Origin of the sequence: Brevibacterium senegalense, from assembly GCF_000285835.1 — a bacterium.
Classification (GTDB): Bacteria; Actinomycetota; Actinomycetes; order Actinomycetales; family Brevibacteriaceae; genus Brevibacterium; species Brevibacterium senegalense.
On the sequence record NZ_HE978607.1, the window covers coordinates 103,942 to 119,458 of the forward strand.

The window sequence follows — 15,517 nt, forward strand, 5'->3', positions numbered from 1 at the left end:
GACGGCCGCGGGGCCGTGCGGAGGGTGGCTCCCCCTGCACGGCCCCGCGGCCGATGATCCGCCGGACGCGTCAGGCGGTGGCGGTGCGCGCCTGCGTCGCTTCGTCGCGGACCGTGCGGCGCAGGATCTTCCCGGAGCTGGTCTTGGGCAGCTCCTCGACGATCGTCACCTCGACCGGCGCCTTGTAGCTGGCCAGGTGCTGCTTGCAGTGGTCGATGATGTCCTGCGGGCTCGCCTCCGCACCCGGCTGGAGGCTCACCTGTGCCACGACGGTCTCGCCGCGGTACTCGTCCGGCACACCCACGACGGCGCCCTCGCGGACGGCCGGGTGCGTGTAGAGGACGTCCTCGACCTCGCGCGGCCACACCTTGAAGCCGGACGCGTTGATCATGTCCTTCTTGCGGTCGACGATGAAGAGCCAGCCGTCCTCGTCCATGAAGCCCACGTCGCCGGTGCGCAGCTCACCGCCGGGCAGCGCCTCCTCCGTCGCCTTCTGGTTGTTGAGGTACTGCTGGGCGACCATGGGTCCGGCGATCGCGACCTCACCCACCTCGCGCGGGCCCAGCGGGTTCCCGGCGTCGTCGAGGATCCGGACCATCGCATCGCGCTGCGGCAGTCCCGTCGACAGGTTGCCGGACTCCGGATCGACCGGAGCCCGCATGCCGTGGGGCACCGTCACCGCCTGCGCCGCGGTCTCGGTGAGCCCGTACCCCTGTCCCACGTAGTGCCCGGTCTTCTCCTCGAAGCGCTTGACGAGGCCCTCCGGCAGCGGCGCGCCGCCGGACATGATCGAGTGGAAGGAGCTGAACGCGTCCGCATCGAAGGCCGGGCTCGCCATCATCGCGGTGTAGACCGTCGCGGGTCCCGCCATGAACGCGGGGCGCTCGCGCTTGAGCAGCTCAAGGAACGACGTGGGGTCGAAGCGGTGATTGAGCACCAGGGTGCCGCCGTTGGCCACGCTCGCGATCATCTGGCAGATGAAACCGGTGATGTGGAACAGCGGCGCCAGCGACACGATGCCGGAGCCCGGGGGCAGGCCCGCGTTCCGGGCCGCCATCCGGGAGTTCGACGAGATGTTCGCGTGCGCGTGCACGGCACCCTTGGCCCGGCCGGAGGTGCCGGACGTGTAGCCGATGAGGGCCGGATCCTCCGGCTGCATGTCGAGCGGGACGAAGTCCGTGTCGAGGCGCTCCTCCATGACCGTCTTGAGGTCCGGCAGGGGGATCTCCGGCAGGTCGCGGTACGGGCCGAACACGGCCTCGGGCCCGTTCTCCGCCCAGTCCAGGTCGCCGATCTGCACGACCAGCGGGATGTCTGCGACGTAGTCCTTCACCCGCATGAGGAAGAGGGCGTGCTGGACGATGACCGCCTTGACGTTCGCATCCGTGAAGACGTGCGTGAGCTCGTCCTGGTACATGGGGTTGAGGGGGACGATGACGGCGCCGGCCTTCCAGATGCCGTACGTGGCGATGAGGAAGTGCGGGGAGTTCTGCGCGTACACGCCCACCGCGTCACCGGGCTGGATCCCGGACTCCACGAGATAGGCGGCGAAGGCGGTGGACTGGCGGTCGAACTCCGCATAGGTGGCCGAGGCTCCGTAGTGATTCCAGGCTGCGACGTCCGGCGAGGCCGCCACGGTCGCGGCCAGATCGCGCAGCGGGGTGGAGGCTTCGAGGGGAACGGCCTCCTCCGCGGGCAGATCGAGTGTCTTCAGCCAGGGACGATCGTCGAACCAGCTCATCGTGCGCTCCGTTCCGGGCATCGTCTCTGATGCCCCTCGTGTGCTCCGTGCGGCCTCGTCGCCGCACCGGTGGAGGACCCGGGGTCCTCCCTCATCTGACGGGCGGTGCCGGGGCCGCGACGCGACCCCGGCACCGTGTCGGTGTGATGTGTCTCAGACTACTTCGAAGAGGCCGGCCGCACCCATGCCGCCGCCCACGCACATCGTCACGACGACGTGCTTGGCACCGCGGCGCTTGCCCTCGATGAGCGCGTGGCCCACGAGGCGGGCGCCGGTCATGCCGTAGGGGTGGCCCACGGAGATGCCGCCGCCGTCGACGTTGTAGACCTCCGGATCGATGCCCAGGTGATCGCGGCAGTACAGCGCCTGCACCGCGAACGCCTCGTTGAGCTCCCAGAGTCCGATGTCGTCGATCGTGAGGCCGTGGCGCTCCAGCAGGCGCGGGATCGCGTAGATCGGGCCGATGCCCATCTCCTCGGGAGCATTGCCGGCGACGGCGATGCCCTTGTAGATGCCCAGCGGCTGCAGTCCCCGCTTCTCCGCCTCCTCCGCGCTCATGAGGACCGAGGCCGAGGCACCGTCGGAGAGCTGCGAGGCGTTGCCCGCCGTGATCGTCGGGACCTTCGAGGCGACGCCAGGATCGAGAACCGGGTTGAGTCCCTGCAGGCTCTCGAGCGTCGTGGAGGGACGGTTGCCCTCGTCCTTCTCGAGGGTGACCTCGACCTCGCTGGACTCACCGGTCTCCTTGTCGACGACGATCTTCGTCGACGTGAGCGGCACGATCTCCTGATCGAAGCGGCCGGCCTCCTGCGCGGCGGCGGTGCGCTGCTGGGAGCTCAGTGCGTACGCGTCCTGCGCCTCGCGGGAGACGCCGTAGCGCTCAGCCACGACCTCGGCGGTGTGGAGCATCGGCAGGTACAGCTCCGGCAGGTGCTCGACCAGCCACGGATCCTTCGCCCGGAAGTTGTTCGCCTTGTCGTTCTGGACGAGCGAGATCGACTCGACGCCGCCGCCCACGGCGACGCGCATGCCGTCGTGGACGATCTGCTTCGCGGCCGTCGCGATCGCCATGAGGCCGGAGGCGCACTGGCGGTCGATCGACATGCCGGCGACGGAGGTGGGCAGGCCCGCGCGCATCGCGGCCTGGCGGGCGACGTTGCCGCCCTGCGCGCCCTGCTGCACCGCGGCGCCCAGGACGACGTCCTCGATCTCCGCAGGGTCGACGCCGGAGCGCTCGACCGCGTGGCGGATCGCGTGCCCCGCCAGCTCCTGCGACTGGGTGTTGTTGAACGCGCCGCGGTACGCCTTGCCGATGGGCGTGCGGGCGGTGGACACGATGACTGCCTGAGTCATGGTTCTCCTTCTGGTGGCTGGTGGCGGTGGATGTCAGATGTCGATGAGGCGGCCCAGCTCATCGCGCTGGGCGTCCGCTCTGCCGGCTGCGACCTCGTCGAGCTTGGCCCGCTTGAGCAGCAGATGGACGGGGAACTCCCAGGTCATGCCGTTCCCGCCGTGGAACTGCAGAACCTCCTCCACAATACGGGAGGTGTGAGCCTTCGCATACGCACTGGCCGTCCGCACGGCGATCGCCGCGTCGGTCCGGCTGAGCGTCCCCGCGTCCGCCGCATCGACGGAGCGGACCGCGGACAGCGCGGCCGCGCGCAGCTGGTTGCCGACGATCCACGCCTCCGCCAGACGATGCTTGATCGCCTGGAACGAGCCGATCGTGCGGCCGAACTGGCGACGCTCCTTCACGTAGTCGAGCGCCAGGTCGAACGCCGCGTCGACGATGCCGGACTGCTCGCAGGCCAGGACGGCCAACGAGTCCAGCAGGGCCCGCTCGAGAGCGCGCTGCGCGCCGTCGCCCACCGCGATGACGCGGCCGCGGATGCCGGCCAGCTTCACCTCGGACAGGCGCCGGGTCTCGTCCAGCGAGGGGAACGTCGCGATCTGCGCGTCGGAGGCGTTCGCGACGGCGATGACGAGGGCACCGCCCACCGTCCGCGCCGGGACGATGAGCAGGTCGCTGCGGTGGGCGTCCGCGACACCGTGGACGATGCCGATGAGCTCGACCGTGCGGCCGGGCTCCAGCGGATCGTCCGCGACGGTGGGACCCGCCGGGTTGGCGGACACGTGGAGCGAGCCCGTCCACTTGCTGGCCGTCAGGTCGATCGCGAGGACCGCGGTCGTCTCCTCCGCCGCCAGGCGGCGCAGGAGCTTGTGGGCGGGGCCGTCCGCGCCGGTCCGCCGCTCCGCCGCGGCGGCGCGGAAGACGACGCGCGAGGCGATGACGGCGGAGCTGAGGAACAGCGACGGTGCCGCCGCGCGCCCCAGCTCGCCCGCGACGGTGCCCGCGGCGGACAGGCCGGCGCCGTCCCCGCCGTCCGCCTCCGGGATGACGAGGCCCGCGAGCTCGAGCTCGTCGAAGACACCGTCGTCGACGGCCTGCAGGTCGAAGTGCGGATCGTCGTAGACGCGGGCCACCTCGTGCGCGGGTGCGCGGTCGGCCAGCAGCGCGCGCACGCTGCTGCGCAGATCCTCGTCGATGTCCGACTGGAGGAGGTCGATGTCGCTCATCGGGGCATCTCCTTGAAGGGAACGTCCTTGTCCGTGCGGTGCTCGCCGGGCAGCCCCAGCACGCGTTCGGCGATGACGTTGAGGAGCACCTCCGTCGTCCCGCCCTCGATCGAATTGCCCTTCGCCCGCAGGTAGCGGTAGACGGGGTTCCGACCGGTCATCGAGTAGTCGGTGGGCCTGCGGTTCTCCCACGAGTCGTAGCGCAGGCCGTCGATGCCGCGCATGCGGATGTCCAGGTCGGACAGCGCCTGCGCGGTGCGCGCGAAGGTGACCTTCGACCCGGATCCCTCCGGACCGGGGCGACCAGCCGCCAGCTTCTGACCCAGCTGCTGCCCGGTGACGCGCAGCACCTCGGCGTCGACCCAGTGGCCCAGGAGCTCGTCCCGCAGGACGGGGCTGCGGTGGTGGGTCGCCGTCCGCCACGCGTCCGCGACGACACCGATCATCCCGCCCTCACGGGGCATGCCGCCGCCGATCGAGACGCGCTCGCTGTTGAGTGTCGTGTTCGCGACGCGCCAGCCCTCGCCCTCCGCGCCCAGACGGCGGGAGTCGGGGACGACCGCGCCGTCCAGGAACACCTCGTTGAACTCCGCCTCACCGGTGATCTGGCGCAGCCCGCGGGTCTCGACCCCCGGCTGCTTCATGTCGATGAGGAAGTAGGTGAGGCCCTTGTGCTTGGGGACGTCGACGTCTGTGCGCGCGACGAGGATCGCGATGTCCGCGTTCTGCGCACCGGAGGTCCACACCTTCTGGCCGGACACCGTCCACTCGTCGCCGTCGCGCACAGCGCGGGTCGCGACCGCCGCCAGATCGGAGCCCGCGCCGGGCTCCGAGAACAGCTGGCAGAAGATGCGGCGCAGCGTGAAGATGTCCCGCAGCAGTCCCTTCTGCTCGTCCGTGCCGTAGACGACGATCGTGGGTGCGGCCATGCCGAAGCCGATCGAGTTGCGGCCGGGGTCCGGCTGCGAGAGCCCCGCGGACGCCACCTGCTCCCGCGCGTAGCCGCGCAGGCTCGAGGGCACCTCGAGGCCGCCGCAATCGCGGGGGAAGTCGACCCAGGCGAGGCCGTGGTCGAAGAGGATGTCCCACACCTGTGTGTCATCGCTGATCCCCACCGCGGCGGCCGCGGCCGCGGACACGGCGGCGTCGATCGCCTCCGCGCCCGCGGTCCGCTCCGTCTGCGACAGGACACCGTCCTGCTCAGTCATCGTCCGTCCTCACGCCTTCGGTCCGCCGGCGACGTAGATGACCTGTCCGGACACGAAGCCCGCACCCTCGCTGGCGAGGAACGATGCGGTGTGCGCGATGTCCTCCGGCTTGCCGGAGCGCGCGACCGGGATCTGCGCGACGGCGCCCTTGACGAAGTCCTCGAAGTCGATGCCCACCCGCTCGGCGGTCGCCTTCGTCATGTCCGTCTCGATGAAGCCCGGGGCGATCGCATTCGCGGTCACGCCGAACTTGCCCAGCTCGATCGCGTAGGTCTTCGTCATGCCCTGGATGCCGGCCTTCGCCGCGGAGTAGTTCGTCTGCCCGCGGTTGCCCAGCGCGGACGTCGAGGACAGGGAGATGACGCGGCCGAACTTCTGCTCGACCATGTGTCCCTGCACCGCGCGGGTCATGAGGAAGTTGCCGGTCAGGTGGACGCCCAGGACGGTGTCGAAGTCGTCCTGCGTCATCTTGAACAGCATGTTGTCGCGGATGATGCCCGCGTTGTTCACGAGGACGGTGGGAGCGCCCAGCTCGTCCGCGACGCGCTGGACGGCCGCGGCGACCTGCTGCTCGTCGGCCACGTTCGCGCCGATGCCCAGGGCTTCGCCGCCCGCCGCACGGATGCGGCCCACGACGTCCGCGGTGTCCTCCTCGCGCAGGTCGATGACGGCGACCTTCATGCCGTCGGAGGCGAGGCGTTCGGCGATCGCGGCGCCGATGCCCCGGGCTCCTCCGGTGACGATCGCGGTGCGGGTGGGGGTCTGGCTCATCGTGCGGTGTCCTTCCTGTACTTCTTGATCTCGTTGCGGGCGATGGCGCGCTTGTGCACCTCGTCCGGGCCGTCCGCCAGACGCAGCGTCCGGAGCCCTGCCCACCATCCTGCCAGCGGGAAGTCCTGCGTGACACCGCCGCCGCCGTGGACCTGGATGGCGCGGTCCAGGACCTTGAGCGCCATCGTGGGGGCGACGACCTTGATCTGGGCGATCACGTTCTTCGCGACCTTGTTGCCGTGCTTGTCCATCATGTCCGCGGCGTGGAGCGTGAGCAGGCGGGCCTGGTCGATCTCCATGCGGGATTCCGCGATCCAGTCCTGGATGTTCGCGCGCTCGGAGATCTTCTGGCCGAAGGTGACCCGCGACTCCGCGCGCTTGACCATGAGCTCCAGCGCGCGCTCGGCGACGCCGATCGAACGCATGCAGTGGTGGATCCGGCCGGGGCCCAGACGAGCCTGGCTGATCGCGAAGCCCTCGCCCTCGCCCTTGAGCACGTCCTTCGCGGGGACGCGGACCTGGTCGAACGTGACCTCCGCGTGGCCCTCGCGGTCGTTGTAGCCGAAGACGGACAGGTTGCGCTCGACGGTGACGCCGGGCGCGTCGATCGGGACGACCATCATCGACTGCTGGCGGTGCGTCTCCGCGTTGGGGTCCGTCTTGCCCATGACGATGAGCACCTTGCAGTTGGGGTGCAGGGCGTTCGAGGTGAACCACTTGCGGCCGTCGAGGATGTACTCGTCGCCGTCCTTCTTCATGAGCATCTCGATGTTCGTCGCGTCCGACGAAGCGACGGCGGGCTCGGTCATCGCGAAACCGGAGCGGATCTCGCCGTCCAGCAGCGGCTTGAGCCACTTCTCCTTGTGCTCGTCCGTGCCGAAGAGGGTGAGCACCTCCATGTTGCCCGTGTCCGGCGCGTTGCAGTTCATCGTCTCCGGCGCGAACTCGATCGAGCGGCCCATGATCTCCGCGAGGTGCGCGTACTCGAAGTTCGTGAGGCCGGGGCCCCACTCCTTGTGCGGCTGGAAGAGGTTCCACAGGCCGCGCTCGCGCGCCTCGACCTTGAGGTCCTCGATGATCTGGGGCTGGTGGTGCGGGGTGTCCGCCGCCGCCATCTGCTCCTCGTAGACGGCCTCGGCGGGGTAGATCTTCTCGTCCATGAATGCGAGGAGCTTCTGCCTGTACTCCTCGCCCCTCTTCGTCGTCTCCAGCATGTCGGCTTCCCTTCTGTCGTGGTGGCGCATCCGTGCGCCGGTGGTTCGTCTGGGGTGGGCAGTCCGGTGGATCAGTCCGCCGGCGCGGATGCGCGCAGCTTCGCCTGGTAGCGGCGCATCCCGCCCAGCCAGCGGTCGTAGTCGGAGCCCTTCATGCGGTACATGTCGAGCACTTCGGGGTGGGGCAGGATGAGGAACTCCTCGCGGTCGACGGCGTCCAGCACCATCGTGGCGACCGCGTCCGGCTCCAGCACGGAGCCGGCCTCCGACACGGCCTTCTGCGCGGCGAGCGCGTCGCCGGTCTTGGGTGCGGTCCCGTCGCCCCAGAGGATCTTCGTGTTGACGCCCATGGGCGCCAGGACGGACACGCGGACCCCGTCGTCGCCGTAGGTGACCGACAGCCACTCCGCGAAGGCCAGTGCCGCGTGCTTCGTGACCGCGTAGCCCGCGGACCCGATCTGTGTCAGCAGGCCCGCCGCCGAGGCCGTCGCGACGAAGTACCCCTCTCCCCTGTCCGTCCAGTCGGGGATGAGCCGCTGCGCGGCGCGGATGTGCGCGCGCAGGTTCACATCGATGATCGTGTCCCAGTCCCCGTCGTCCCCCAGGCCGGAGGCGCCGCCGATCCCCGCGTTCGCGAAGTAGAGGTCGATGCCGCCCAGCTGCTGCCGCGCCTGGGTCAGCAGTGAGTCGACGCCCTCGTTCGAGGAGACGTCGCCGGTCCAGTGGGCCTGTCCCAGGCCGGCGGCGGTCTGCGCGACGGCGGGGTCGAGATCGGCCAGGAGCACGCGGGCCCCGCGGTCGACGAGTTCTGCGGCGAGGGCGGCGCCGATGCCGCCTGCCGCTCCGGTCACCACTGCGGTCCGGCCATTCACATCCATTCGGGACTCCTTCCCCACCGCCCACCGCCTTGTGAGCTGGCTTACCCCTATCTATAGTTGAGGATGACCTCGATTTCAAGTGGTTGCCGATCGTTCGTTCACTGCCGAAGGGCGATCCCCGGCGTCGAGGCCCGGCCGTCGGGCCGCCCCGGCCCCGGCCGCACCCGCATGATCCGAAGGAGCATCATGGTCCAGCAGTCCACCGCGCTCTCCCTCCCGTCGATCCTCCTGCCGTGGGTCGCCGCGCGTCCGGACGAGCCCGCCCTCCTCACGCCTCCGGGCGAGGACCGGCGGATCCTCACGTGGGCGCGGCTGCTGGGAGAGATCGCGCAAGTGCGGGACCGGTTCCGGGCGGCCGGCATGGAGCCCGGCGACCGGATCGTCCTCATATCCCCCACGTGCCCGGAGTTCATGACGGAGTTCTTCGGCGCGCAGGCGGCCGGACTGGTCGTCGTCGCGGTCAACCCGCTGTCGACGACGCGGGAGATCGACTACCTCCTGGAGGATTCGGGAGCGCGGATGGTCGTCGCGCATCCGGCGCGCGCGGATGCGGGCCGGGCGTCGGCGGAGGCGGCGGGACTGCCTCTCCACCTCATCGGGACGGTCGCACCGGACGGCCCTGAGATCCGGCCGCAGGACGGCGCCGTCGCGTTCGAGTCGACGCCGCGTGCGGGCGACGATCTGGCGGTGCTGCTCTACACCTCGGGCACGACGGGCCGGCCCAAGGGCGCGATGCTGACGGTGTCGAACCTGCTGGCGACGGTCGAGATCGTCCGCGAGATGATCGATGTGCAGGACGGGGACCGCTGGGCGACGGGACTGCCGCTGTTCCATGTCTTCGGCCTCGTGACCGTCACCCTCTCCGCACTCACCGCGGGCGTGCCGATCACGCTGTTCCCCCGGTGGGACCCGTCCGCGTTCCTCGCCGCCCTCACGGAGGACCGGATCTCGATCATCTCCGGCGTCCCGACCATGTGGATGTCGGTGCTCGCCGAGGCCGCGGTCGCCTCCGGGGACGAGGCGCCGTCGCTGCGGGCCGTCAGCTCCGGCGGTGCTGCGATCTCCGGCCAGGTGCTGCGCAGCTTCGAGGAGCGGTTCGGCGCTCCCGTCGTCGAGGGGTACGGGCTCACGGAGACCAGCGCCGTCGGCACGTTCAACCCGATCGTGGGCGTGCGGAAGGTGGGCAGCGTCGGCTGCCCAGTCCCGCGGATGGAGGTGCGGGTCGTCGACCTGGACGGCCGCGAGGTGGACGCCGGCGTCGACGGGGAGATCTGCCTCCGCGGTCCCGCCGTCATGGCCGGCTACTGGAACCGTCCGGAGGCGACCGCCGAGGTGCTGGATGCGGACGGCTGGTTCCGCACCGGAGACATCGGTCGGGTCGACGAGGACGGCTACCTCTTCATCATCGACCGGATGAAGGACCTCATCCTCCACGGCGGGTACAACGTGTACCCGCGCGAGGTCGAGGAGGTCCTCTACGAGATCCCGGGCGTCCGGGAGGCGGCGGTCATCGGCACCCCGGACGACACGTACGGCCAGCAGGTCACCGCAGTCATCGCGCGGACGCCGGATTCCGATCTCGATGCCGCGGAGGTCGAGCGGGTGACGCGCGAGAAGCTGGCCGCCTACAAGATCCCCCGCATCGTCGAGTTCGTCGAGGAGCTGCCCAAGGGCCCGTCGGGGAAGATCCTCAAGCGCGCGATCGCACTCCCCCGCACCTGAGCGGCGGCGTGTCGGAGTGTCGGACTCCCAAAGGAATCGACCGTTGACAACGGTCAGAGGTCTGCTAGCTTTATTTCGAAGTTGAAGTCGATTCAAAGGAGAAATGCCATGGGACCCTCATTCACCTCTCGGACCGCCCGTGCACTGGCCGCGGCGGTGACCACAGGCGCACTGGTCGCACTCGCCGGTTGCGGCGGGGGTGGAGAAGCCGGAGGAGGCGGCGGCACGATCACGATCGGCTACTCGGGCCCCCTGAGCGGCGGCGCCGCCGCCTACGGGACGAACATCCAGGACGGCATGCAGATGGCGGTCGACGCCCTCAACGAGCAGGGTGTCACCGTCGAGGGCGGTGAGTACACCGTCGAGCTCGCCGCCCTCGACGATATGTACCAGCCCAACACGGCGGCGACTAACGCACAGCGGCTCGCGGAGCAGGACGACGCTGCCGTCATCTTCGTCCCCCACTCCGGCGGTATCCAGGCGGCGCAGGAGCTCAACTCCGGACGCAGCTCGTTCCTGCTGGGCGCCTACAGCTCCGACCCCGCGATCCTCGCGACGGGGAACCCGCTGTCGATGATGATCCCGCCCAGCTTCAAGAGCTACGGGCAGCCGTTCATCGAGCAGGTGAAGACGGACGGGGTCGAGAAGCTGGGCCTGCTGGGCACAGCCAGCGAGTACGGACATTCCTGGACCGGGCTCGTGACCGAGGAGTGGGAGGCACAAGGCGGTGAGGTGCTGACGGACAACAGCATCGACTACTCGACCGTCACGGACTTCGCCGGCCCGGTGTCGCAGACCCTGTCGGAGGATCCGGACGTCATCTTCCTGGGCGGACCGTCTCAGCCCACCGCTCTCATCATCGAGGAGGCGCGGAACCAGGGCTACGAGGGTTCGTTCCTCATCATGGACCAGGCGAAGTTCGAGGAGATGGAGCTCTTCACCGACCCGGAGAACCTCAACGACTCGGTCGGCGTCATGCCCGTCAAGGAGTATGAGGATCCAGGCACCGCAGACCTCGTCGCCGCCTACGAGGAACTGGTCGACGGCGAGCGCCCGGCCACCGTCGAGGTCTCGCTGCACTACCAGTCCGTCGCGCTCGTCGTGAAGGCGATGGAGGTCGCCGGGACCGTCGAGGACCCCGAGGCGATCCGCGGAGCCCTGGGCGATGCGATGGGAGAGGTCGACGACCGTTTCCGCGTCTCCGGATTCCCCACGACAATCACGGACGCGGGGCACCTGCAGAACGAGGACCTCCAGATCGCGTACCGCAACGACGACGGCGACTACGAGTTCATCGCGATCGAGAACGCAGAGGACTGACCGCGCAGCAGCACCACTGCTCCTCCACGAATCAGGACGGACATGACCCTCTTCATCCAACAGCTCTTCAACGGGCTGGCGCTGGGCGGCGTCTACTGTCTCGCTGCGATCGGGCTGACGCTCGTGTTCGGCGTGCTGCGGATCCCCAACCTGGCGCACGGCTCCCTGTACATGCTGGGCGCGTACATGACCTACTTCTTCCTCACCGCGATCGGTGTGCCCTACATCGCGGCGATCGGTATGGCCGCGATCGTCCTCGCGATCGTCGGGGTGCTCCTCGAGAGGGTGGTCTTCCATCCCCTCCGGAACTCCCCGCACACGCACCACATGATCGCCGCGGTCGGCGCAATGTTCTTCTTCCAGGCACTCGCCCAGGTGATCTGGGGGGCGGACTTCCGCCGGATGGACTCACCCTTCTCCGAGTCCGTATCGATCGCCGGTGCTCAGATCTCATGGCAGCGCATCATCATCATCGTGACGGCGGTCATCGTGCTCTCGCTTCTGGCGTGGTTCATCAAGCGGTCGATCCACGGGCAGACGATCGAGGCCGTCGAGCAGGACCGCACCGGCGCCTCACTGGCGGGCATCAGCCCGAACACCGTCTCGATGCTGACATTCGCCCTGGCCGCGGCGCTCGCGACGATCGCCGCCGGCCTCGTCGCGCCGATCAACCTCCTCTCCCCCACTATGGGGGCAGCCCTCGACCTCAAGATCTTCGCCATCATCATCCTCGGCGGCCTGGGGTCGATCCCCGGGGCCATCGCGGGCGGATTCCTCCTCGCGATGGCCGAGGTCATGACATCCACGTACGTCTCGTCAGCGGTGGGTGAGGCGATCGCCTTCGTGGTGCTCGTCCTCGTCCTGGCCATCCGTCCCACGGGACTCTTCGCGAAGGCGGTGCAGCGATGATGAGCAAGTTCACCATCCAGCACCTCGGCATCGCGGTGGTCGCGCTGCTGCTGGTGGTCGCACCGTTCGCTCTGGCAGGCCAGGACTACGTCCTCCGGCTCCTCACGATGGCCGCGACCTACGCGATCGCCGTGTACGGCTTCAACATCATCCTCGGACTGACCGGTCAGCTCTCCCTGGCGCACGGCGGCTTCTTCGGGATCGGCATCTACATGGTCGGCCTCCTGACGACGAAGCAGGAGTGGCCCTTCTGGGCCGCTTTCGCCGCCGCGATCGTCACGACTGCCGTCCTGGGGTTCCTCTGCGGAGTCGTTGCGCTGCGGACCCGGGAGGAGTACTTCGCGATCTTCACCATGGCGGTGGGCTTCATCATCTACCTGGTGCTGAGCCGGTGGGAGTCCGTCACCAACGGGATGAACGGGATCTCGGGGATCCCATTCCCCGAGGGTTTCGGCATCGTCGACTTCGAGAACCCGATAGTGATGTACTTCCTGGTCCTCCTCTTCCTGGCGGCGGCGGCCTACATCACGCACGCGATCCGGCGGTCCGGGGTGGGGCGCACGCTCATCGCGATCAGGACCTCGGAGGACCTCGCGAACTCGATCGGCGTCAACGTCGGGCTCAACAAGCAGCTGGCTTTCGCCGCGTCGACCACCTTCGCCGGCATCGCAGGCGGACTCTTCGCGACTGTGCAGGGCTTCGTAGGACCCACCTCCGCAAGCGTGAACCTCACGTTCGAGCTGCTCATGTTCATCCTTGTCGGAGGACTGGGCACCGTCATGGGACCGATCGTCGGGTCATTCGTCGTGACATTCCTGTTCGAGACGATGCAGGACTTCCAGTCCTACCGCTTCATCGTTCTGGGACCCGTCATCATCGCGCTCGTCATCTTCGCCCCGCGCGGCATCGTCGGCTACCTCAACGCCTTCGTCGCCCGCCGTCGCAGGGCACGGGCACGACGGTCGGGGACATCGGCTCCCTCAGTCCAGGACCGCGGTCCCTCACCAGAGGAGCCCGCCGGTTCCTCCCCGTCCGACACGAGAGGAGCATCGTGATGCTGCTGGAAGTCCGTGGCCTCGGCAAGCAGTTTGGCGGACTCAACGCCGTCAAAGACGTCGACCTCGACGTCGCCGAGGGTGAGATCACCGCGATCATCGGTCCGAACGGTGCAGGCAAGTCGACCTTCTTCAACCTCCTGTCCGGCTTCTACCGCCCCACCTCGGGATCGGTCGTCTTCAAGGGGCAGGACATCACCGCGAAGAAGCCGTACAGGACCGTGCGCGAAGGTATCGCCCGCACGTTCCAGACGACGCACCTCTTCGAGGATTCCACAGTCCTAGACAACGTTCTGTCCGGCCGGATCGTCCGGTCGCGCTCCACCGTGTTCGGCGCTGTCCTGCAGACGCCCGGCTTCCGCCGGGAAGAGAGACTCAACCTCGACAAAGCGCGCGAAGCACTGGAGTTCACCGGTATCGCGGACTTCGCGGACGAGCTGGCGGGCGAGGTGCCGCAGGAAGTGCAGAAGCGTGTCGCCCTCGCGATCGCACTTGCGACCGAGCCCGAGCTCCTGCTGCTCGATGAACCGGCAGGCGGCATCACCGAAGAGGAGACGACCCGCTTCGGTGAGCTCATCCGCCGCACGGCGGCGCGGGGCATCACCGTCTGCCTCGTCGAGCACAAGATGTCGATGATCATGAGCCTCGCGGATCGGATCCTCGTGCTGGACCACGGGCAGACGATCGCCTTCGGCACACCGGACGAGATCAAGCGGGATCCGAAGGTCATCGAGGCGTACCTCGGTGCCGACGACGAGGAGGAGGACTGATGCTCTCAGTCTCAGGTCTCAGTGCAGGATACGACTCCATCAATGTGCTCCATTCCGTCGACATCGAGGCGCGGTCGGGCGAAATCACCGTCATCCTGGGGGCGAACGGGTCCGGCAAGACGACGATGTTCCGTACGATCAGCGGTCTCATCCGCCCGTCGGCCGGCACGATCGAGTTCGACGGCAGCGCACTCACGCGCCGTCCTGCGAACGCGATCGTGCGCTCGGGTGTGGCGCACAGTCCCGAGGGCCGTCATCTGTTCGCCAAGATGTCGGTCGAGAAGAACCTGGTGTTGGGCGGGTACACCCGCAGGAGGAACCGCGCCCGACAGAAAGCACTGCTGGAACAGGTCTACGAGCTCTTCCCGATCCTGCGCGAGAAGCGCCATGACCCTGCGGGTTCCCTGTCCGGCGGCCAGCAGCAGATGGTGGCGATCGGTCGTGCGCTCACGGCGGACCCGCAGCTCCTGATCCTAGACGAGCCGTCGATGGGACTGGCGCCTCTCGTCGTCCAACAGGTCCTCGACGCCGTGGTCGAGATCAACCGCGCTGGGATCGGCGTGCTGCTCGCGGAACAGAACGCCGCGAAGGCCCTGCGCATCGCGCACCGCGGCTACGTACTGGCCGAAGGGCGCGTCGTGATGGCCGGCACCGCCGACGATCTGCTGCGGGACGCGGGAGTCCAGGAAGCGTACCTGGGTATGTGACCGCGGGCGGCGTGTCGCGCTCAGTCGAAGCGCGACACGTCACCCGCACCCGCGCGACGGACGACCGGGGCGCCCTCCGTGAAGTCGATGACGCTCGTGGGCACGACCCCGGGCACGCCGGACTCGATGATGAGGTCGACGTCGTTGCCGATCGCGGCCGCCACGTCCTCCGCGTCCGTGAGCGGATCGTCGTCACCGGGCAGCAGCAGGGTGGACGACAGGATCGGCTCCCCCACCTCCTCGACGAGCGACAGCGACAGGGGGTTCTCCGGGATGCGGGCGCCCACGGAGTTCTTCTTGGGGTGCATCATCTTCTTGGGCACCTCCTTCGTCGCCTTCATGATGAAGGTGTACGGCCCCGGGATGAGCGACTTGATCGTCCGGAACGCGTGGTTGTCGAGGATGACGAACTGGCCCAGCTGTGCGAAGTCGTGGCACATGAGCGTGAAGTGGTGCTTCGAGTCCAGCTGCCGGATGCGGGTGATCCGCTCGATCCCCTCCTTGTTCTCCAGCGCGCAGCCCAGCGCATAGCAGGAGTCAGTCGGGTAGGCGATGAGCCCGCCGGTGCGGATGACCTCCGCCGCCTGCCGGATCAGGCGCGGCTGCGGATCGACCGGATGGATCCTCAGAATCTTCGCTCTCATG

14 protein-coding genes are annotated in these 15,517 nt (G+C 68.7%); 6 read left to right on the forward strand and 8 right to left on the reverse strand.

Annotated features, from left to right (window positions below):
• Positions 1–70: 70 nt before the first annotated feature.
• From HGBR_RS13150 to HGBR_RS13180, 7 genes are all read right to left on the reverse strand, one after another.
• A complete protein-coding gene (locus HGBR_RS13150; RefSeq protein WP_019159810.1) occupies positions 71–1,741 on the reverse strand; it encodes a class I adenylate-forming enzyme family protein in 1,671 nt (556 codons plus the stop codon).
• A gap of 153 nt (positions 1,742–1,894) precedes the next feature.
• Positions 1,895–3,094 carry an acetyl-CoA C-acyltransferase gene (locus HGBR_RS13155; RefSeq protein WP_019159811.1) on the reverse strand — a complete coding sequence of 400 codons (1,200 nt, stop codon included), beginning with the start codon at positions 3,092–3,094 and terminating at the stop codon, positions 1,895–1,897.
• A gap of 33 nt (positions 3,095–3,127) precedes the next feature.
• On the reverse strand, positions 3,128–4,318 hold the full coding sequence (locus HGBR_RS13160) for an acyl-CoA dehydrogenase family protein (RefSeq protein ID WP_019159812.1): 1,191 nt from the start codon (positions 4,316–4,318) through the stop codon (positions 3,128–3,130).
• On the reverse strand, positions 4,315–5,526 hold the full coding sequence (locus tag HGBR_RS13165) for an acyl-CoA dehydrogenase family protein (protein ID WP_019159813.1): 1,212 nt from the start codon (positions 5,524–5,526) through the stop codon (positions 4,315–4,317). The genes HGBR_RS13160 and HGBR_RS13165 overlap by 4 nt, the downstream gene beginning before the upstream one ends.
• A gap of 9 nt (positions 5,527–5,535) precedes the next feature.
• Positions 5,536–6,297, reverse strand: a complete 762-nt coding sequence (gene fabG, locus HGBR_RS13170; RefSeq protein ID WP_019159814.1) for a 3-oxoacyl-ACP reductase FabG — start codon at positions 6,295–6,297, stop codon at positions 5,536–5,538.
• A complete protein-coding gene (locus tag HGBR_RS13175; RefSeq protein ID WP_019159815.1) occupies positions 6,294–7,511 on the reverse strand; it encodes an acyl-CoA dehydrogenase family protein in 1,218 nt (405 codons plus the stop codon). Before HGBR_RS13175 ends, fabG begins: the two co-directional genes overlap by 4 nt.
• A gap of 71 nt (positions 7,512–7,582) precedes the next feature.
• On the reverse strand, positions 7,583–8,389 hold the full coding sequence (locus tag HGBR_RS13180; protein ID WP_019159816.1) for an SDR family oxidoreductase: 807 nt from the start codon (positions 8,387–8,389) through the stop codon (positions 7,583–7,585).
• A gap of 186 nt (positions 8,390–8,575) precedes the next feature.
• On the opposite strand from HGBR_RS13180, the gene HGBR_RS13190 reads away from it, so the two are divergent.
• From HGBR_RS13190 to HGBR_RS13215, 6 genes are all read left to right on the forward strand, one after another.
• The gene (locus HGBR_RS13190) at positions 8,576–10,111 is read left to right on the forward strand and encodes an AMP-binding protein (protein ID WP_019159818.1); all 1,536 of its coding nucleotides are present in this window, start codon (positions 8,576–8,578) and stop codon (positions 10,109–10,111) included.
• Between the two features lie 108 nt (positions 10,112–10,219).
• On the forward strand, positions 10,220–11,431 hold the full coding sequence (locus HGBR_RS13195; RefSeq protein WP_019159819.1) for an ABC transporter substrate-binding protein: 1,212 nt from the start codon (positions 10,220–10,222) through the stop codon (positions 11,429–11,431).
• Positions 11,432–11,473: 42 nt separating this feature from the next.
• Entirely contained in the window at positions 11,474–12,340 is an 867-nt protein-coding gene (locus HGBR_RS13200) for a branched-chain amino acid ABC transporter permease (RefSeq protein WP_019159820.1), read from the forward strand.
• The gene (locus HGBR_RS18010; RefSeq protein WP_019159821.1) at positions 12,340–13,395 is read left to right on the forward strand and encodes a branched-chain amino acid ABC transporter permease; all 1,056 of its coding nucleotides are present in this window, start codon (positions 12,340–12,342) and stop codon (positions 13,393–13,395) included. The genes HGBR_RS13200 and HGBR_RS18010 overlap by 1 nt, the downstream gene beginning before the upstream one ends.
• Complete coding sequence (locus tag HGBR_RS13210; RefSeq protein ID WP_019159822.1) at positions 13,395–14,165, forward strand: ABC transporter ATP-binding protein; 771 nt, start codon at positions 13,395–13,397, stop codon at positions 14,163–14,165. The genes HGBR_RS18010 and HGBR_RS13210 overlap by 1 nt, the downstream gene beginning before the upstream one ends.
• Positions 14,165–14,872, forward strand: coding sequence for an ABC transporter ATP-binding protein (locus tag HGBR_RS13215; protein WP_019159823.1), 708 nt, complete (start codon positions 14,165–14,167; stop codon positions 14,870–14,872). Before HGBR_RS13210 ends, HGBR_RS13215 begins: the two co-directional genes overlap by 1 nt.
• Positions 14,873–14,892: 20 nt before the next feature.
• Here HGBR_RS13215 and HGBR_RS13220 read toward each other — a convergent pair whose 3' ends face one another.
• Positions 14,893–15,516, reverse strand: coding sequence for an L-threonylcarbamoyladenylate synthase (locus tag HGBR_RS13220; protein ID WP_019159824.1), 624 nt, complete (start codon positions 15,514–15,516; stop codon positions 14,893–14,895).
• Position 15,517: the final 1 nt, after the last annotated feature.

Coding starts and splice junctions, on each gene's coding strand:
- HGBR_RS13210 (WP_019159822.1), top strand. CDS start 13,395: ATGCTGCTGGAAGTCCGTGGCCTCGGCAAGCAGTTTGGCGGACTCAAC.
- HGBR_RS13215 (WP_019159823.1), top strand. CDS start 14,165: ATGCTCTCAGTCTCAGGTCTCAGTGCAGGATACGACTCCATCAATGTG.
- HGBR_RS13180 (WP_019159816.1), bottom strand. CDS start 8,389: ATGGATGTGAATGGCCGGACCGCAGTGGTGACCGGAGCGGCAGGCGGC.
- HGBR_RS13200 (WP_019159820.1), top strand. CDS start 11,474: ATGACCCTCTTCATCCAACAGCTCTTCAACGGGCTGGCGCTGGGCGGC.
- HGBR_RS13175 (WP_019159815.1), bottom strand. CDS start 7,511: ATGCTGGAGACGACGAAGAGGGGCGAGGAGTACAGGCAGAAGCTCCTC.
- fabG (WP_019159814.1), bottom strand. CDS start 6,297: ATGAGCCAGACCCCCACCCGCACCGCGATCGTCACCGGAGGAGCCCGG.
- HGBR_RS13160 (WP_019159812.1), bottom strand. CDS start 4,318: ATGAGCGACATCGACCTCCTCCAGTCGGACATCGACGAGGATCTGCGC.
- HGBR_RS18010 (WP_019159821.1), top strand. CDS start 12,340: ATGAGCAAGTTCACCATCCAGCACCTCGGCATCGCGGTGGTCGCGCTG.
- HGBR_RS13155 (WP_019159811.1), bottom strand. CDS start 3,094: ATGACTCAGGCAGTCATCGTGTCCACCGCCCGCACGCCCATCGGCAAG.
- HGBR_RS13220 (WP_019159824.1), bottom strand. CDS start 15,516: ATGAGAGCGAAGATTCTGAGGATCCATCCGGTCGATCCGCAGCCGCGC.
- HGBR_RS13195 (WP_019159819.1), top strand. CDS start 10,220: ATGGGACCCTCATTCACCTCTCGGACCGCCCGTGCACTGGCCGCGGCG.
- HGBR_RS13165 (WP_019159813.1), bottom strand. CDS start 5,526: ATGACTGAGCAGGACGGTGTCCTGTCGCAGACGGAGCGGACCGCGGGC.
- HGBR_RS13190 (WP_019159818.1), top strand. CDS start 8,576: ATGGTCCAGCAGTCCACCGCGCTCTCCCTCCCGTCGATCCTCCTGCCG.
- HGBR_RS13150 (WP_019159810.1), bottom strand. CDS start 1,741: ATGAGCTGGTTCGACGATCGTCCCTGGCTGAAGACACTCGATCTGCCC.